We start from the raw sequence: 17,245 nt of genomic DNA on the forward strand, positions 1-17,245 counted from the left end.
CCATGCCATGTGCCCTGCCCCGGCTGCCACGCCCCTTGCTGGCGGCACTTTCAATGAGCCTGACGCTGGGCACCGCCCAGGCCGACACGGCGCCGCTGTTCTCTGCCGACGGTTACCGCATCACCCTTTACCGCAGCCCGACCCCAGCGCAGGTCGACGGCGGCCAGGTGGTAGACACCGCCACATTGCAACGCCTGCTCAGCCAGCAGCCGCGGCCGGTACTGATCGACGTGTACCGCCGCCAGTGGCTGCAGGGCCGCTTCATCGAAGACGAGCCGCACGCCAACCTTCCCGGCAGCCTGTGGCTGGCCAACACCGGCGATGGCGAGCTGAGCCCGGCCTGGCAGGCGTACTTTGCGCACAACCTGCAAAGCGCCACCGCCGGGCACCCCGACCAGCCTGTGGTGTTCTACTGCCGCGCCGATTGCTGGCTGAGCTGGAACGCGGTAAAACGCGCTAAAGCCCTGGGTTACCACAACCTGTACTGGTACCGCGACGGCGTTGACGCGTGGCAGCAGGCCAACCTGCCGCTGCAGCCGGCGCAACCGGTGCCTTTGCCCTGATCTGTTCAACTGCCACTGCGTGCCCTGCTCCATCCAATAAAAACAAGGTGAAAAGGCCATGTACAAAATTCTGATTGCCGACGATCACCCCCTGTTTCGCGAAGCCATCCACAACGTCATCAGCGATGGGTTCCAAGGCAGCGAGGTCATGGAAACCGCCGACCTGGACAGCGCCCTGGCGCTGACCCAGGCGCATGACGACCTCGACCTGATCCTGCTCGACCTGAACATGCCCGGCATGCACGGCCTCAACGGCCTGATCACCCTGCGCAACGAAGCACCGACCACGCCGGTGGTGATCGTGTCGGCCGAACAGGAGAAACAGATCGTGCTGCAGGCCATCACCTATGGCGCGGTGGGTTTCATCACCAAGTCCTCGCCGCGCGCACAGATGATCGAGGCGATCGAGCAGATCCTCAACGGTAATGTCTACCTGCCGCCCGACATCATCCGCGCGCAGAAAAGCAGCACCGGCCGGCGCCAGAACGATGCGCCGAGCTTCCCGCCGGAAATGCTCCAGGCCTTGACCCGCAAGCAGTTGCTGGTACTGGAACGCATGACCAAGGGGGAATCGAACAAGCAGATTGCCTACACCCTGGATATCGCCGAGACCACGGTCAAGGCGCATGTGTCGGCGATCTTGCGCAAGCTCAATGTGCACAACCGCGTGCAGGCCATTCTCAGTGCGGGCGATATCGACTTCGCCGACTACCTGCGGCGCTGACCGTCTCCAGCTTCATGGGGGCCGCGTTGCAGCCCCCATAGCACACCCGGCCCTAGCCTTGGGTGCCCAGCAAATGGCTCATTGCAGTCTTCAATTTCAACGGCCGCACCGGCTTGTGCATCAGGGTATGGCCCAGCTCACGGATCTGCTGCTTGAGGTCGTTGCTGTAGTTGGCCGTGATCATCAGCGCCGGTAGCGGCTGGGTGCGGCGGGCATTGATCCGCGCCACCGCGTCGAGGCCGTTGCAGTCATTGTCCAGGTGGTAGTCGGCAATCAGCAGGTTGGCCTCGGCGTGGTAATTGTCCACCTGGCGCGCCAGGTCTTCCTCCGACAGCGCGGTGATCACCTTGCACCCCCAGCCTTCGAGCAGCGTGCGCATGCCGGCACAAATGGCCGCATCGTTGTCCAGCACCCAGACTTGCGCACCACGCAGGCGTTCGAACATCGGCTCGCACACAGGCTGGCTCGGCTGCGCCTTGGGCGCAACGGTGCTCAACGGGACCTCGACGGCAAACACCGATCCCTTGCCCAGCCATGACCGCACGCGGATGCGATGGCCCAGGATACCGGCGATCTTCTCCACGATCGCCAGGCCCAGGCCCAGCCCGCGATCCTGCTCAGGGCGCTGCACATCACCGCGCCGAAACTCCTGGAACATTTCCTCCAGGTGTTCTTCGGCGATGCCGATGCCGCTGTCCCACACCTCGATCCGCAGACCGCCACGCAGGCGCCGGCACCCCAGCACCACCCGCCCGCTGCGGGTGTAACGGATGGCATTGCTGAGCAGGTTGCGCAGAATGCGCGCCAACAGCTGGATATCACTGCGCACCACCGCCGAACACCCCACGAAATGCAGGGCCAGGCCCTCGCTACGCGCGACCTGGGCATATTCGGCCGCCAGGTTGTCCAGCAGCTCGCTGAGCGCGAAAGGCGCGATATCGGCCTTGATCACGCCCGCATCAAGTTTGGAAATGTCGACCAGGGTGCCCAGCAGGCTCTCCACATCCTCCAGCGAGTTGCTGACATTGCGGACCAACTGGGCACTGTGCTGCGGTTCGCGGCTTTCCAGCAACGCGCTGGTGAACAGCCGCGCCGCATTCAGCGGTTGCAGCAAATCATGGCTGACCGCAGCCAGAAACTTGGTTTTCGACAGGTTGGCCTGTTCGGCCTCGCGCTTGGCTTCGCGCAGCCGCGCTTGCGCCTGGCTGCGCTCTTCGATTTCCCGCAGCAACTGGTCGTTGAGGCTGGTCAGCTCCGCCGTGCGCTCACGCACCCGCTGCTCCAGGTGCTGATAGGCCTGGTGCAATGCCTGCGCGGTATTGCGCCGCTCGGTGATATCGCGGATCAACACGAAGATACCCACCACCTCGCCGCTGGCCAGGCGGTTGGGGACATAGGAGCGCAGCATGTAGCGCTCCTGGCCCTTGATGTTGGTTTCGGCAAACTCGAAGGTCACGCTCTCGCCCGCCAATGCCCGCGTCACATAGGCCTCGAGGCGTTGGTAGTGCTGTTCGCTGTGGGCCTCGCGCAGGCTTTGCCCCAGCATCACGCCACGCGGCCAGCAGTACCATTCCTCATACACCTTGTTGGTGAATTCATAGACCAGGTCGGCATTGAGGTAGGCGATCAACGCCGGAACGTTGTCGGTGATCAGGCGAATCTGGTGCTGGTGCGCGGTCTCGGCCCGCTGCCGGGCCTCGCTGAGCAGGTGGTTCACTGCCTTCAATTCGGCCATGGCCTGGCTCAGCGCATCGGTGCGCTCGCGCACCTGCTCGGCCAGCACCACCGAATGCTGAAACGCCGCGTACGGGTCGTTGCCGCGGGTGACCCCGGACTCGACACGTTCGATCAGCGCACCATTGATGCGCTGCAGCTTATGGTTCTGCTGCTGCAGCCGGGCCACCTCGGCCTGCAGGTCAGCGACCGACAGGAGGCCGGTTGCGGGCAATGGCGACGCCGGTGAAGGTCTGGTTGATATGCATGCCATTGAACTGTTCTCCGTAGGTGTTGAACCCGATCACCCGTTGCTCGCGCAGAAACGCCCCCACCAGTTCCAGGCTGTGTTGCCCCTCCAGTTCCAGACGCCGCAGGAAGCAGTCGCAACCAATGGTCAACAACAGCGGGCCCAGGCGCTGGTGCAGGCCGTCGAACAGCTCATGCAGGTTCGGCAGCAACGGCCCTGGGGTCATGGCCGTGAGCACGATGCCGTTCTCCACGGCACAGTAGAAACTCAGGCTCAAGTCATCGTGCACACGCTGGACGGCGCGCATGTAGTACTGGTCGTGAATGCGCACGGCCAACGGGTGCGCGGCGAACACCCGGTAATCGAGCGCCGCCACCGGCACACCGATGAGCCGGGCATATTCCTCGGCAGCGGGTTCGGCATTCAGCTCGAATACCCGGCGCTGGCCGCTGTCGGCGCCAGTGACCACCAGTTTTTCCTGGCGCGGCTGGATGTGATGGGTGGTGAACACTTCGAAGTCGAGCCAGGTGTTGACCAGCACCACCACCGCTGCGCCGCTGTGGAAGGCGCCGCCGTGGTAGACATGCGTGCGGTTGAGGTAGTTGTCGTCGCCGGCCGAACCGCCGAAGTGCGGGATGTCCCCCAACGCCGCGCTGAGGGCAGCGAGGACCATTTCCTCCCGGCTGGACAGCCCGTCGAGCAGGGTCAGGGCGAAGCTGTGGCCCTTGATCGGCGCCAACGAATTGCTGCGGCAGGTGCCGACCAGGCGCTCGACCATCTGTTGCGCATCGATGAGGCTGAAGTGCTCCATTTCGTCGATCAGCCCGGTGGCGATGGAAAAGTGCCGGTGATCGAAGCCCAGCGCGGTCACGCAGTTGCGGCCGTACCCCTGCGGGGTGATTTCGCCGGCACTGGTGCACCCCACCAGGCGGATGCCGCCAAACCCCTGTTCCAACGCCTGGGCCAGTTCCTGCAGGTTGTATTCGGCGGAACAGAAAAACAGCACCAGGCCCAGGTGGGGGTGCAGGAGCTGTCGCGCCAGGTCCTGGGCGGCCAACCGGGCATCGGTGGCCTGGGACATGGCGCTGAGCACACCGTCGTTGAGGGCCTGTTGCATCAAAGTCTCCGGCGCAGGGCGGCTGAAGGTGCAGTGTACGAAGCCGGGTACGTGGGGCGAATGCTACTTGGGTAGCGGGTGGGCGGTTCCAAGGGTGTAAGTGCCAGCTTCACCTGCGCCTGCCTTGCCGCCCCGTGCTTACCAGGTCAGCACCGCGCCCACAGCCAAGGTATCGGTGTCTTCATTCTGCGCACTGCCCTCATGCCCATCGATGGAGAACTGGTTGTACTCGGCCACCAGCTTGAGGTTGTCGTTGACGTCGTGGAACAACGCTACGCCACGGGTCTTGTAGTCGGCACCGCTGCCCACCGCACCGTTGCCATCGTCCTTGGTCTTGCCATACGACAGCGCCACGCGGTTTTTGCCGAACTTGTAGGAGCCTTGTAACAGGTAGCCGTCGCTGTCCACATTACGCAACACCGGCTCGCCCGCGTTATTGGTGAAGAACGGGTTGATGCCCTTGGCCTGGAACCCAGAGCCGGTCAATGACCAGCCGCCCAGCTTCGCCTGCACCCCATAGCCGACCCCCTTGGAGGTGACGGACTTGACCGTCGAGTCGGTGTTGTCCGAGGTCTGGTAGCTACCGTTGACCCAGCTGTAGATCTGCGCCCCCGCCAGGTCGAACTGGTAGGTGATTTCGCTCTCGGTGCGTGGGTTTTCCTGGTAGGCCTTGCCGGTCGGGCTGCTGTCGTTGGTATCCACAGGGTCCATGATGCCGACCGCCACGCGCAGGCCGTCCATCACCGGCGTGCGGTAGGTGATCTGCGAGGTGGGAAACGGATAGGGATAACCGCTGCCGATGTTGCCGAACGACACCCCGCCGCCATCCACCAGGCCCAGCGTGTCACTGACCTGGCCATAACCGGCCAGCAGCTCGTCCAACAGGATGTTGGAGCGCGCGAACAGGCCAAAGTCCTTGCCGATCAGCACTTCGCCCCACTCAGGGTTGGCCACCGTGCCGTAGAACTGGCGCACGTCGATGGCGGTATCGGTGCCGTTGGTTTCGCTGTCGTTGATGGTGACCCAGAACGACGCCCGCGCCGAGTTTCAGGTCGTCTACCTGCTTGCCCATGTTGAAACCGATGTAGTTGGGCAAAAAGCCCATCTTCACCCGCGACTGGCGCCGGTCGAACTGCTCGCCCTCGCGGTCGACCTTGCTGTTGACATAGAAGGCGTTGATGTAGCCATCGGTAGAGAATGTCGTCTGGTCCTTGTCGTACAGCATGATCTCGGCTTCGGCGGCACCACTCAGGCCCAAGGCGGAAACACTGGCGAAGGCAGCAGCGAGAAAACGAGGCGGCAGGTGCTTTTTGTTGTTGTGCATGGCGCGCTCCAAACGGGGGACAGGATGTCGGAGGCGATTATCAGAAGCCGGCAGGCCACCCGGAACGCTGCTTTGGCGTGGGTTGGCGGGTGCTTTGGGGCGGAGGGTGTGGCGCGGTGATTTGGTCTTGGGACCTGCTGGGGTCGGGGGGGCAAGACTTAGGGTGTAGGCAGGCGTGGCAGGCGGGTATCAATACGCCTGAATGAACCGGGGCCGCCTTGCGGCCCATCGCCGGCAAGCCCACAGGGATCGCCTTAGGGCTGACAGGTGTTTGCCACAAGGTATGGCAGCGCCTGTTAGAGCGAGCGCCGCCCGCGCGGCGCAATCGCGAGCTGCGCTCGCTCCTACGTTTGTTTCGGGCCAATTATTCCTGTGCGATTCGCGCGCGAACGCCTTGGTGCATGCCTCAATATCGCGCCGTACAAACAAGGCGGCCGCGCGCGCCTGTCACAGGCGTTACTGGCCCGAAACAAACGTAGGAGCGAGCGCAGCTCGCGATTGCGCCGCGCGGGCGGCGCTCGATCTCACAGGCGCTTCGTAGCGGTGCGGCTGCTGCCGGGCCAGGCGGGCCTGCACGTCCACCGCTGCGGCTTTGACCTTCTGCGCCCAGTGCTTGTCCTGCGGGCACACCACCACAACGCGGAAACCATGGTCCACGCCTTCCAGCCGCACGCCTTCGGAGTCATCCACATGCAGGTCGATATCGAAGGCCGACGGCAGTTTGGACGGGGAATGCGCCAGCCCATTGCGCGCCAGTATGTGCTGGTGGCGGTCACTGTTGACCACCCCGTCGACATGAATGCCGTACAGCAGCAACCAGCGGCGGATGTACGCTGGGGTGCGCCCGGACGAGGTATAGATCCAGATGCTGCAGCCCTGGCGGCGCAGGTCGCGAATCAGCTCGCGGGTACCGCTGCGCAGGGGCTCACCGAGCCAGCGGTGGACGAAGCCCGGCAACCTGCTGTGCTCGGCGGCCGCGTGCTCAGGCTGGCAGGCCAGGGTGTCGTCGATATCGAACGAAATGCGCACCTGGCCACGCTTGAGCTTGCGCTCGATGGCCTGCCGCCCGCGCTCTATCAGGGTGAACGGTTGCATCAGCGCCCCCCCGCGCAAACAGGCACCGCGGTGGCGCCCAGGAAGAACTTGCCGGGCGCAGGCGCCTTGGCCTCGAGGAACGAGGCGTACTTTTTCTTGATCTTGGGCAGTTCGTACAAAGCCTTGACACCGTGTTTGGCGGAATTACGTATGACCGAGGACGGGTTGAAGTAGCCCTCGGCGTTGTCCAGCGACAGCACGAATGGCGGCAGCCCGGCACGCATCAGCAGGTAGCTGACGATGAGCGAGCCGGTGCGGTTGTTACCTTCGATGAACAGCTGTGGCTTGCTGAGGATACGTACGTACACACCGGCTGCCCGCTTCCAGATCGAATCGCTGCGGTAGGCGCAATACCAGTTATGCAAGTCCTTGATGCCACCTTCCACATTGTTGAAAAAATGCGCTTCGGTCGCCGCCAGGTGCGCCGCGAACTCCACGCGCCGGGCCGGGTCACGGCCACACAGCACCGTGGCATTGATTTCCAGCATCAGGTTCAGCTGTTGCAGGTCGAACAGGTCTATTCCGCGAGCGACATAGTCGTCAATCAGCGCGTAGCCTTCAACCACATTCAGCAGCACCTCGTCGGTGAACGGGTCCCGCGGTTCGGTGAAGTGTTGGCTCAGCTCGGCAAAACGGCCCTGCACCTCGCGCAGAGCGCGCTCTACCGCAGACAGATCTAATCGACGCATCGGTTGCATTGGAAATCCTGGGTAACACTTTAACCAAAGGTTGTGCGGGCGGTGCTGCCACCTCCCTGGTTGCAGCAACGCCCCCTTGTACAGCGATGGGTCAGCTGAACTTGCCGCTGATATAGTCACTGGTCAGTTGTTCACGCGGGTTCTGGAAGATCTGCGCGGTCGGCCCCATCTCGACCAGGTAGCCGGTACGGGTCCCCTGGGAAATGTCCACCGAGAAGAACGCCGTGGTGTCGGCAACGCGAATCGCCTGCTGCATGTTGTGGGTCACCAGGGCGATGGTGTAGTCCTTCTTCAGCTCGACCATCAGCTCTTCCACGCGGCGGGTGGCAATGGGGTCGAGTGCCGAGCACGGCTCGTCCAGCAGCAGCACTTCCGGCTCGGTGGCGATGGCCCGGGCGATACACAGGCGCTGCTGCTGGCCGCCGGACAACGACAGGCCGCTGACCTTGAGCTTGTCCTTCACTTCGTCCCACAGCGCAGCGCCTTGCAGGGCGTGTTTCACGCGGTCGCCCAGGTCCCCTTTGTAGCGGTTCAGGCGCAGGCCAAAGGCAACGTTGTCAAAAATGCTCATGGAAAACGGGTTGGGCTGCTGGAACACCATGCCGATATAGCGGCGCACCACTACCGGGTCTACGCCCTTGCCATACACATCCTGGCCCAGGAAGTGCACGTGGCCCTCGAAGCGGAAGCCTTTCACCAGGTCGTTCATGCGGTTCAGGCTACGCAGCACGGTGCTCTTGCCGCAGCCGGACGGCCCGATGAAGCCGGTAATCTCGTTCTTGCGGATCGGCACGTGGCTGTCGCGCACGGCCATGAAGTTGCCGTAGAAAATCTTGTCCAGCTTGCAGTCCATGACGATGGGGGTGGCTTCGCTGGCCACGGGAGCGGCACGTTGTGCGGTGGATACGTTCAAGATGGATGCTCCCTGTTCTCAATACTTGGGCTTGCCGAATACACGGCTAAGGATGTTGATGACCAGCACGATCATGACCAGCACCAGCGAGGCCGCCCAGGCGAGCTCCAGCTGGTTGTCGAACGGCATGCCGGAGAAGTTGTAGATCAGCACTGCCAGCGAGGCAGTGGGGTTCATCACCGCCAGGTCGCCGTTGTGGTAGATCCAGTAGTTGCTGAACAGCGCGGTGAACAGCAAGGGCGCGGTTTCACCTGCGGCACGGGCCACGGCCAGCATCACGCCGGTGAGAATGGCCGGCAAGCCGGTGGGCAGCACGATCTTGCAGATGACCTGGGCACGGGTGCAGCCCATGCCGTAGGCAGCGTCCTTCATGATCTTGGGTACCATCTTCATCGCCTCTTCGGCGGTCAGTACCACGATGGGCAGCATCAGCACCGCCAGTGCCACCCCGCCTGCCGGTGCCGAATAGGTGCCGGTAGTCATCACCACCAGGGCGTAGGCAAACACACCGGCCAGGATCGATGGCAGGCCGGTGAGCATCTTGGCGGCAAACCTTGCAGCGTTGGCCAGCTTGCTGTCCGGGCCCAGCTCGGCAAGGAACACCGCGGCCAGGATACCCACCGGCACCGCGATGGCGGCAGCGATGCCGACCATGACGAAGGTACCGGCCATGGCGTTGCCGAAGCCGCCGCCCATCTCGAACCCCGTCGGCGGCAGTTCGGTGAACACTTCCAGATTCAGGCGGGCACCGCCGCGGGTGATCAGCATGTACAGCACGGAAATCAGCGGCACACTGGCCAGCAACGCGGCCAACCAGGCCAGGATGGTCAACACCAGGCTGCGCAGGGCGCGGCCTTCGAGCCGGCGCTGCAGGCTGGGCAGCGCGGCGGCAGGGGTTGTCAGGTTGGTCATTGTTTATTCCCCCGCTGGGCGTAGAGCATGATCATCGAGCCAAGCACGTTCACCAGCAGGGTGATGAACATCAGTACCAGTGCCGCATACATCAGCACTTCGATCTCGTTCGGGCCGGCTTCCGGGAAGTTCAGCGCCAGCAGCGCCGCCAGGGTATTGGCCGGGGCGAACAAGGACACGGAAATGGTGTTGGCATTGCCCACCAGCATGGCCAGCGCCATGGTTTCGCCCAGTGCCCGGCCAAGGCCCAGCACCAGCGAGCCAAAGATACCGGTGGCCGCAGAGGGCACCATCACTTTCAGGATGGCTTCCCAGTGCGTGGTGCCCATGCCGTAGGCGGCCTGCTTGGTTTTCATCGGCACGCTGGTCAGCGCGTCTTGCGAAACGGCCGCAATGGTCGGCAGGATCATGATCGCCAGGACCAGTGCGGCCGGCAGCAGGCCGGGCCCGCTGAGGGAGGTGCCAAAAAACGGAATCCAGCCCAGCTCGCTGTTCAACCAGGTGGTCAGGGGGCGAATGGCCGGGATGACCACATAGATGCCCCACAGGCCATAGACCACGCTGGGGATGGCGGCGAGCAGCTCGACGATGGTGCGGAACACCGCGGCAAGCCTGGCCGGAAGGAAATCCTGGGTGAGGAAAATGGCCATGCTGACGCCGAAGAAACCGGCAATCAACAGGGCGATGAAGGCGCTGTAGAGCGTACCCCAGATCGCGGGCAGAATACCGTACTTGCCTTGGTTGACATCCCAGACACTGCCCAGGAGCACGTCGAAACCGTGCTTTTCAATGCCTGGCAGTGCCTTGCGGCCCACTTCGTAGACCAGCGCGAAAACCAGCGCCAGTACCAGCACCACCCCGATACGGGCAAGCGCACGGAAGGTGCGGTCGACCAGAAAGTCTTTCGTAGACGGTGGCTGGCACGCGGAATCGGGATTATCCGGTATGGCAAAAGGTGTGTTCATGGCGTATTCCGGGACAAGGGACAAACACCCCCGGCATGGCTTCATGCCGCTGCCGGGAGCGCCTGGGTGTTACTGGATGTTTGCAGACGCTTTGCGCACCTGGTCGACAACCGATGGCGGCAGCGGGATGTAGCCCATCGAGTCGGCAATCTTCTGGCCCTGGGTGAGGCCGTACTCGACCATCTCACGCATGGCCTTGGCCTTTGCCGGGTTGCCGTTGTCCTTGCGGAAGATCATCCAGGTGTAGGAGGTGATCGGGTAGGACTTGGCGCCTTCCGGGTCGGGCAGGTTGGCGACCAGGTTTTCCGGCAGTTTCACCGCTGCCAGGGCCTGGGCACCGCTTTCGGCATTCGGCACCACGTACTGGCCAGCCTTGTTTTCCAGGGCAGCGAAGTCCACCTTGGCCAGCTTGGCGAAGCCGTACTCGATGTAGCCAATGGCACCTGGGGTCTGGCGAACGGTAGCGGTCACCCCGTCGTTCTTAGGCGATTTGATGAACTTGTCGGTCGCTGGCCAGTTGACCGTGTTGCCCTCACCCAAGGTGCTCTTGAAGTCGGCGTTGATGGCCGACAGGTGCTTGGTGAACACGGCGTTGGTGCCACTGGAGTCGGCACGTACCACCACGGTGATGGGCAGGTCAGGCAGCTTCATTTGCGGGTTGGCCGCGGCGATTTTCGGGTCGTTCCACTGGGTGATCTTGCCGAGGAAGATGTTCGAGTAAACATCGCGCGGCAACTTCAGGCCCTTGGGGTTGCCGGGCAGGTTGTAAGCCAGGACGATTTCGCCGGCGGTCATCGGCAGCAACTGGACGCCCTCGGCAACCTTGGCGATGTCGGCTTCGCTCATGGCCGAGTCGCTGGCGGCGAAGTCGACGGTCTTGTTCAGGAAGTCCTGAACGCCCGCGCCACTCCCCTTGGATTGGTAATCAACGGTAACGCCCGCTGTGTTCTTGCTGAAATCCTTGAACCAGGTCAGGTAGATCGGTGCCGGGAAGCTGGCGCCGGAACCGGTCAGGCGTACGTTTTCAGCAGCAAATGCAGCGGAAGTGGCGCAAAGCGAAACGGCAACGGCGAGTGCAGCAGACTTCATCAGGCGAATCATCGAAAAGCGCTCCTTGTGATGGCCGGCACACTTTGCATCAGCTGTGTTACAGCTTTGTGACCATTGAAAGGCAGGCCGTTGGTTGATCCTGATTCGGACAGGTGTTTGCCACAAGGTATGCAGCGCCTGTGCGATCGAGCGCCGCCCGCGCGGCGCATCGCGAGCTGCGCTCGCTCCTTGTATGTTGTGACTGGCCTGGCGGGAGAAGTTATTCTCGTCAGGCTGAAGAAGCACTTCCGGGGAGGCCGATCGCTCCTGAAGGCAGGGTTTGCCCCTGACCTTGTACGTAGAGAGGCCCCCCGCCTCATTGCCCACCACGAAGAGTATCGAGAAGCCGACAAGTCGGACTTCGCATTACAAGGTTGCAGCGGCATGAAGTTCGAGGTCGGGGAACCGGAGGCCATTGTTACCTAATTCGCTTGGGAGAGGGAAGAATGAGTGTCTGGGTTGGCCTCGATATCGGCTCACGGACTTCGGTCGTTGGGGTGCGTAAAGATGGCCGCACTGCCGGTCAGTGGGATATCGCTCAAACCCCTGCCGGTCGCAAGGCTGCGGTGAAAAAGCTGCAGGCGCTCAAGCCTACGTCGATCGTGATGGAGGCGACCGGGATCTATTACCTGGACTTGGCCATTGAGCTGCACGCTGCTGACCTACCTGTTTCCGTGATCAACCCCAAGAGCTTCCACAACTTCGCCAAACTGATGCTGGTGAACAGCAAGACTGACGCAATAGATGCTCAGCTGCTGTCCGAGTACGGGGAGCGTATGACCCCGCGTTTGTGGACACCTCCAAGCACTGTACAGCTTGAACTCAGAGGCCTTGGCCGGCACATCAATCGTTTGGTGGGACACCGTATCAGGGCGAAGAACGAGCTGCATGCATTGCAGGCGACCGCCACGACTGCCTCGATGTTGATCGAGGATCAAGAAGAAGAGATTGCTTCACTAAGTAATCGAATCGAGCGCTTTCGTAAGGCAGGGCGCGAGTTAATCGCCCAATGTCCAAGGCTAACTCGACAGTACGAGCAACTCCTCGCAGGCCCTGGGATTGGAGAGGTCTCGGCGCTGGCCGCCCTGGCTGAGCTGACCACGCTGCCCGAAACGCTCAAGTCCTCTCAGGTCGCTCGTCATGCTGGCCTTGATGTTCGACAGACACAGTCTGGAACAAGCATTGATAAACCTGGTCGGCTCGGCAAAAGCGGGAATGCCTATTTACGGGCAGCCATGTACATGCCTGCGCTGACGGCGGTGCGCTGCGATCCTTATGCGAAGGCTTTTTATGAGTCGCTGATCAGCAGGGGCAAGAAAAAAATGCAAGCGATCGCCGCTGTCATGCGCAAGTACCTGACAGGCATCTGGGCGTGCATGAGCGGAGATGAGCCATTTGATACGGCCAAGCTTTTCAGCTCTGAACACCTCAGAAAAGCTTGACCGCCAACAGAGTATCTACGTTTGTTTCGGGCCAGTGAGGCCTGTGAGAGGCGCGCGCGACCGCCTGATTCATACGACGCGATATTGAGGCATGCGCCAAAGGGTTCGCGCGCAAATCCCCCAGGCATAATTGGCCCGAAACAAACGTAGGAGCGAGCGCAGCTCGCGATGCGCCGCGCGGGCGGCGCTCGATCTCACAGGCGCTGAAGATACTGCGGCTACCCTTGCCCGAAACCAGAGAATCTCCCACAGGGGCTGTTGTCGTCGATGCGCCCCCGCGGTGCCGCTCGTCCAGTGACCGGCACTCTCTGGCGGGGAGCGTTTCAACCGTTCAGGTACAACTGCAGGAGTGAACACCATGCCACGCGGCGACAAAGGCAAGTACACCGAAAAACAGAAGCGCAAGGCCGAGCACATCGAGCACGCCTATGAGGATAAAGGCCTGGCCAAAGAGGAAGCCGAAGCGCGCGCCTGGGCCACGGTCAACAAGCAATCCGGCGGCGGTGAAAAGCAAGGCGGCTCGGGGAGCAGCACCTCTGCCAGCGAGAAGAAAACCGCCCGCGCCGATTCGGCCAGGCGGGCAGCACACACCCGCCACGGGCACGCGCGCGCATCCGGCAGCTCACTGGATAGCCAGACAAAGGAAAGCCTGCTGAAGGAAGCCCGCAGCAAAGCCATAAAAGGCCGCTCCAGCATGACCAAGGCCGAACTGGTCGCCGCCCTGCGCAAGCACGGCTGATCGCTACCCTCACCCCTTGGTGAGGGCCCACCGTACGTGACTAGACCATGCCGGCGATCTCCGCAGCGTCGGCATCCGGGCAGCGGTTGCGACAGTCACACTCGAATTCCGCCTGGGCTCGGGTGGCAAAGTTCAGGCTCAACCGCACCTTGTCTTGCGTATCGTAGAGGTCGTAACCCTCGCCCAATGCAGCGGGAAAGCCAAGCCGCCGAGGCTGAACCTCTTTTTTCAGCGGCACTGCGGGAACCACAACGAAGCGTGTTTGCATGATCATCCCTCTGCGGCCGTGATTTAGTATTAGTACCGCTAGGTGAAAGCATCAAGAAGACTCATGCAATATTTTGGGTCAGCGGTCTGCACGCCGAGGCGTCATTCGCCAGCAATCGCTCTGCACCCGGCGTTTCATCGATGGCACTGATGTTCACTATCACGCCGTTCGCCTGTCGGCCGCCCACACCCACCCCTATAATCCCCGGCCAATCCCCCCTCCCGCGCCTGCTACAGGCGTCATCCCTCCTTGGAAGTCACCACCATGCCAAGTGCCAGCCAGGCCCCACGGGGCCGTCCTGAACATAATCAACAGAGTGTGACCCAGCAGTGGCTGGCGATCCTCTCGGTCGCCATTGGCGCCTTCGCCCTGGTCACCAGCGAATTTCTGCCAGTGGGCGTTCTCAACGATGTCGCCAGCGACCTGGGTATCAGTGCAGGCTTCGCCGGCCTGATGGTCACCCTGCCCGGCATCATGGCCGCGCTGGCCGCCCCGGCCATTTCCGTGGGCGTTGGCGCGCTGGACCGGCGCTACCTGCTGATCGGCCTGACGCTGATCATGATCATCGCCAACAGCATCGTCGCCTATGCGGGCGACTTCAGCCTGCTATTGCTCGGCCGGGTGCTGCTGGGTGTCAGCATCGGGGGCTTCTGGGCCACGGCCATCGCTCTTAGCGGGCGCCTGGCCCCTGAGGGCGTTGGCGTGGCCAAGGCCAACTCGATCATCATGGCCGGGGTGACCCTGGCGACGGTGGTGGGCGTGCCGGTAGGCACCTGGCTAAGCGGCCTGCTGGGCTGGCGAATGACCTTCCTGGTGACTGCACTGGTGGGCGTGCCTGTGCTCCTGGCGCAGGTGTTGCTGCTGCCGCGGCTGTTGCCCGAAAAAGCCATTGGTGTGCGCGACCTGCCGGCGCTGTTCATCAACCCGCAAGCGCGTGTTGGCCTGATCGCCGTGCTGTTGATTGGCCTGGCGCATTTTGCCGCCTACACCTATGTAGCGCCGTTCTTCAAACAGAACGCCGGCTTCGACGGCCCGACCATCGGTTCATTGTTGCTGCTGTATGGCGTGGCCGGGTTCATGGGCAATATCTTCGCCGGCTTCGCCGCCAACCGCAGTGTGCGCCATTCGCTGATGCTGGTGGCACTGCTGATCGCCGCCAGCACAGCGCTGTTTCCGTACTTCGCCACCGGCCTGACCGGCGCGGCGATGCTGATTGCGCTGTGGGGGTTCGCCTTCGGCGCGTTCCCGGCCTGCGCCAATATCTGGATGTTCGTGGTCGCGCCCAAGGATGTCGAGCGGGGCATGCCGCTGTTCGTGGCCTTGTTCCAGGTGATCATTGCCGTAGGCTCGTTCTTTGGCGGCCAAGTGGTGGACCACATGGGCAGCGCAGTGCTCTTGAGCCTGGCCACGGCCCTGGTGGGCTGTGGCTTCGTCACCGTGCTGGTGCTGGGGCGCAACGTCAGTAACGGTTTGGCCGAGCAACCTGCGTAAATGGCCGAGCGGGGTTGGCGGCCCTTGCCCCCCCGCATCGGCAAGTTGTCCTCCGTTCAGCTGAACAACCGGGCCAGGCACGCCAGCTTCTTCTTGTAAGAGCGGCGTGCCTCCAGTGCCTGCTCCAGGCTGACTTTCAGAAAGCGTGCCTGCTGATTCGGCTGCATCTGCCCGATAAGGTCGAGGTCGGCGCTGATCACCGTGCCAATCATGGCGTAGCCACCGCCCGATACGGCATCCCGGTGCAGGATGATCGGCTCCAGCCCGGCCGGTACCTGGATCGAGCCGATGGGGTAGCAGCTGTCGACGATGTTGGAAGGGTCCGAACCAGCACCGAACGGTTGCTCCCGTGGCTGGAAACTCAAGGCACTGCCGCCTTTGTAGCGGTAACCGATGCGATCCGCCTCGGAGCCTACCGTTCAGGCTTCGGTGAAGAAGCTTTGCGCAGCAGCTTCGGTCAGCCGGTGAAAATACAACCCCGGCACCACCCGCAGCACCACTTCGCCGCCCAGGGCCTGGCGCAGTGCCATCGGCAGGCTTGCGCCGGCGCGGCCGGTGCCGGTGGGCGTACCGACCGGCAACAGGTCACCGGCCAACAACTTGCGCCCCTGGAAGCCACCCAAGGCCCCAAGCGCGTAGGTCGATCGGCTACCCAGCACCTCGGCCACATCAATACCCCCCGCCACTGCCAGGTAGGCCCGCGCCCCCGCCGTCGGGAAGCTGAAACGCAGCACCTGCCCGGCGCGCACGGCAAATGCCGTGTCGGGCCGCTGCTCGCGGCCATCGAGCAAGGCGGGCATCTGTGCACCACACACTGCCACCAGCGCATCTGCCTGGAACTCAAGTTCAGGGCCGACCAGCGCACATTCCAGGCCGGCAGCGCCCGGCGGGTTGCCCACCAGGTAATTGGCTGCGCTCAGGGCATACTGGTCGAGCGCGCCAGATGGCGGAATGCCCAGGTGGTAATAGCCTTCGCGGCCCAGGTCCTGCACGGAGGTCGCCAGGCCCGGGTTGAGTACCTTGATCATGCCAGCACCTCCTGCAGCGATTTGGGGTAGCCGACCGGGTCGGCAAGGAATGCGTCCAGGGAAAACACCACCGGGCGAATGCGCAGGTCGAAACGGCCCTCCTCCACCTCAGCCACTGCCTGGTCATACGCGCGGCGGTCGATGGGTTTGAATTGCACGATGTCACCTGGGCGGAAGAACACCATGTGCTCCTTCAGGTAGCTCAAGGTCTGTTGCGGGTCGTAGATCGGTGCCGGGGTGACGCCGAACATCTGGTAACCGCCCGCGCCGCGCACCGAATAGATGCAACCGAAACAACCGCCATGGCCCAGGGTCAGGCGGGGCGTGTCGGTACGCGGCCGCAGGTACTTGGGCACTTGCAATTGCCGCTGGCGCTCGACCATCTGGAACATGAACGGCAGGCCAGCGACGAAGCCGACCATGGAAACGAACCACGGTGCACCGCTGTGCGCGGCAATGAACGCGTCGACATCGGCCAGGCCATTGATGCGGGCCGCGTACTCCAGGTCGGTGCTGGCCGGGTCCTGGTGGCGGTCACGGAAGCGCATCAAGGTTTCGTGGGTCCAGGGGTCGTTGTACAGCACCGGAATCTCGATGATGCGGGTATGCAACGAACGCTCGGCCACCGCCTGCGCTTCGGCGCCGCGCACCGCTGCCAGCAGGGCATCGGGGGCGATGCGGTCGGGGTCGAAACGCACCTGGAACGACGCATTGGCCAGGCACACATCCAGCACGCCGTCCAGCGCCAGGCGCTGTACCGCACGGGTGACGGCCATACCTTTGAAGAAGGCTTCCAGCGACATGCTCTCGCTGACCTCGGCAAACAGGTGCTCGTCGGCGCCGAAGCTGTAGCGGATAGGCGTTGTAGCAAGCGATTCGGCCATGACTGTTCCTTTTCTTGAAATCTTTATAGA

15 protein-coding genes and 2 pseudogenes are annotated in these 17,245 nt (G+C 62.8%); 5 read left to right on the forward strand and 12 right to left on the reverse strand.

Annotation, left to right across the window (positions count from 1 at the left end; translation table 11 throughout):
* Nucleotides 1-2 precede the first annotated feature (2 nt).
* Nucleotides 3-563 carry a PQQ-dependent catabolism-associated CXXCW motif protein gene (locus tag AACG97_RS14760; protein WP_047149590.1) on the forward strand — a complete coding sequence of 187 codons (561 nt, stop codon included), beginning with the start codon at nucleotides 3-5 and terminating at the stop codon, nucleotides 561-563.
* A gap of 58 nt (nucleotides 564-621) precedes the next feature.
* The gene (locus AACG97_RS14765) at nucleotides 622-1,287 is read left to right on the forward strand and encodes a response regulator transcription factor (protein WP_009681769.1); all 666 of its coding nucleotides are present in this window, start codon (nucleotides 622-624) and stop codon (nucleotides 1,285-1,287) included.
* Nucleotides 1,288-1,339: 52 nt separating this feature from the next.
* Here the strand turns inward: AACG97_RS14765 and AACG97_RS14770 are convergent, their stop codons facing one another.
* The 9 genes and pseudogenes from AACG97_RS14770 to pstS form a co-directional block, all read right to left on the reverse strand.
* Entirely contained in the window at nucleotides 1,340-3,235 is a 1,896-nt protein-coding gene (locus tag AACG97_RS14770; protein WP_182389278.1) for a PAS domain-containing hybrid sensor histidine kinase/response regulator, read from the reverse strand.
* Nucleotides 3,204-4,367 carry a nitric oxide-sensing protein NosP gene (nosP, locus tag AACG97_RS14775; RefSeq protein WP_009681767.1) on the reverse strand — a complete coding sequence of 388 codons (1,164 nt, stop codon included), beginning with the start codon at nucleotides 4,365-4,367 and terminating at the stop codon, nucleotides 3,204-3,206. The genes AACG97_RS14770 and nosP overlap by 32 nt, the downstream gene beginning before the upstream one ends.
* Before the next feature lie 138 nt (nucleotides 4,368-4,505).
* Nucleotides 4,506-5,691 (reverse strand): annotated as a pseudogene (locus tag AACG97_RS14780) (porin).
* Between the two features lie 456 nt (nucleotides 5,692-6,147).
* Entirely contained in the window at nucleotides 6,148-6,786 is a 639-nt protein-coding gene (locus tag AACG97_RS14785; protein ID WP_223809593.1) for an HAD family hydrolase, read from the reverse strand.
* On the reverse strand, nucleotides 6,786-7,484 hold the full coding sequence (locus AACG97_RS14790; protein WP_125855743.1) for a hypothetical protein: 699 nt from the start codon (nucleotides 7,482-7,484) through the stop codon (nucleotides 6,786-6,788). Before AACG97_RS14790 ends, AACG97_RS14785 begins: the two co-directional genes overlap by 1 nt.
* Before the next feature lie 91 nt (nucleotides 7,485-7,575).
* Nucleotides 7,576-8,337 carry a phosphate ABC transporter ATP-binding protein PstB gene (gene pstB / locus AACG97_RS14795; RefSeq protein WP_017148287.1) on the reverse strand — a complete coding sequence of 254 codons (762 nt, stop codon included), beginning with the start codon at nucleotides 8,335-8,337 and terminating at the stop codon, nucleotides 7,576-7,578.
* A gap of 78 nt (nucleotides 8,338-8,415) precedes the next feature.
* On the reverse strand, nucleotides 8,416-9,309 hold the full coding sequence (gene pstA, locus AACG97_RS14800) for a phosphate ABC transporter permease PstA (RefSeq protein ID WP_009681761.1): 894 nt from the start codon (nucleotides 9,307-9,309) through the stop codon (nucleotides 8,416-8,418).
* Nucleotides 9,306-10,274: a phosphate ABC transporter permease subunit PstC gene (gene pstC / locus AACG97_RS14805; RefSeq protein WP_009681760.1), complete on the reverse strand. Its 969-nt coding sequence runs from the start codon at nucleotides 10,272-10,274 to the stop codon at nucleotides 9,306-9,308. The genes pstA and pstC overlap by 4 nt, the downstream gene beginning before the upstream one ends.
* 69 nt (nucleotides 10,275-10,343) lie before the next feature.
* Complete coding sequence (gene pstS, locus AACG97_RS14810; protein WP_054904403.1) at nucleotides 10,344-11,375, reverse strand: phosphate ABC transporter substrate-binding protein PstS; 1,032 nt, start codon at nucleotides 11,373-11,375, stop codon at nucleotides 10,344-10,346.
* A gap of 434 nt (nucleotides 11,376-11,809) precedes the next feature.
* Here pstS and AACG97_RS14815 point away from each other — a divergent pair, with 434 nt between their 5' ends.
* A complete protein-coding gene (locus AACG97_RS14815; protein ID WP_029887815.1) occupies nucleotides 11,810-12,805 on the forward strand; it encodes an IS110 family transposase in 996 nt (331 codons plus the stop codon).
* 358 nt (nucleotides 12,806-13,163) lie between these two features.
* A complete protein-coding gene (locus AACG97_RS14820; protein ID WP_125854316.1) occupies nucleotides 13,164-13,544 on the forward strand; it encodes a termination factor Rho in 381 nt (126 codons plus the stop codon).
* A gap of 40 nt (nucleotides 13,545-13,584) precedes the next feature.
* Here the strand turns inward: AACG97_RS14820 and AACG97_RS14825 are convergent, their stop codons facing one another.
* Entirely contained in the window at nucleotides 13,585-13,818 is a 234-nt protein-coding gene (locus AACG97_RS14825) for a hypothetical protein (RefSeq protein WP_009682142.1), read from the reverse strand.
* Nucleotides 13,819-14,076: 258 nt separating this feature from the next.
* On the opposite strand from AACG97_RS14825, the gene AACG97_RS14830 reads away from it, so the two are divergent.
* Nucleotides 14,077-15,303 carry an MFS transporter gene (locus AACG97_RS14830; RefSeq protein ID WP_197886332.1) on the forward strand — a complete coding sequence of 409 codons (1,227 nt, stop codon included), beginning with the start codon at nucleotides 14,077-14,079 and terminating at the stop codon, nucleotides 15,301-15,303.
* Between the two features lie 56 nt (nucleotides 15,304-15,359).
* On the opposite strand, the pseudogene AACG97_RS14835 reads toward AACG97_RS14830, so the two are convergent.
* A pseudogene (locus AACG97_RS14835) lies at nucleotides 15,360-16,331 on the reverse strand (biotin-dependent carboxyltransferase family protein).
* A complete protein-coding gene (locus AACG97_RS14840) occupies nucleotides 16,328-17,215 on the reverse strand; it encodes a 5-oxoprolinase subunit B family protein (protein ID WP_054904401.1) in 888 nt (295 codons plus the stop codon). The pseudogene AACG97_RS14835 and the gene AACG97_RS14840 overlap by 4 nt, the downstream one beginning before the upstream one ends.
* Nucleotides 17,216-17,245 lie beyond the last annotated feature (30 nt).

Source organism: Pseudomonas sp. Nvir (assembly GCF_963778085.1).
GTDB lineage: Bacteria > Pseudomonadota > Gammaproteobacteria > Pseudomonadales > Pseudomonadaceae > Aquipseudomonas > Aquipseudomonas juntendi.

Coding starts and splice junctions, on each gene's coding strand:
- AACG97_RS14825 (WP_009682142.1), bottom strand. CDS start 13,818: ATGATCATGCAAACACGCTTCGTTGTGGTTCCCGCAGTGCCGCTGAAA.
- pstB (WP_017148287.1), bottom strand. CDS start 8,337: ATGGACTGCAAGCTGGACAAGATTTTCTACGGCAACTTCATGGCCGTG.
- nosP (WP_009681767.1), bottom strand. CDS start 4,367: ATGCAACAGGCCCTCAACGACGGTGTGCTCAGCGCCATGTCCCAGGCC.
- AACG97_RS14815 (WP_029887815.1), top strand. CDS start 11,810: ATGAGTGTCTGGGTTGGCCTCGATATCGGCTCACGGACTTCGGTCGTT.
- AACG97_RS14840 (WP_054904401.1), bottom strand. CDS start 17,215: ATGGCCGAATCGCTTGCTACAACGCCTATCCGCTACAGCTTCGGCGCC.
- AACG97_RS14830 (WP_197886332.1), top strand. CDS start 14,077: ATGCCAAGTGCCAGCCAGGCCCCACGGGGCCGTCCTGAACATAATCAA.
- pstS (WP_054904403.1), bottom strand. CDS start 11,375: ATGATTCGCCTGATGAAGTCTGCTGCACTCGCCGTTGCCGTTTCGCTT.
- AACG97_RS14765 (WP_009681769.1), top strand. CDS start 622: ATGTACAAAATTCTGATTGCCGACGATCACCCCCTGTTTCGCGAAGCC.
- AACG97_RS14785 (WP_223809593.1), bottom strand. CDS start 6,786: ATGCAACCGTTCACCCTGATAGAGCGCGGGCGGCAGGCCATCGAGCGC.
- AACG97_RS14820 (WP_125854316.1), top strand. CDS start 13,164: ATGCCACGCGGCGACAAAGGCAAGTACACCGAAAAACAGAAGCGCAAG.
- pstA (WP_009681761.1), bottom strand. CDS start 9,309: ATGACCAACCTGACAACCCCTGCCGCCGCGCTGCCCAGCCTGCAGCGC.
- AACG97_RS14760 (WP_047149590.1), top strand. CDS start 3: ATGCCATGTGCCCTGCCCCGGCTGCCACGCCCCTTGCTGGCGGCACTT.
- AACG97_RS14790 (WP_125855743.1), bottom strand. CDS start 7,484: ATGCAACCGATGCGTCGATTAGATCTGTCTGCGGTAGAGCGCGCTCTG.
- pstC (WP_009681760.1), bottom strand. CDS start 10,274: ATGAACACACCTTTTGCCATACCGGATAATCCCGATTCCGCGTGCCAG.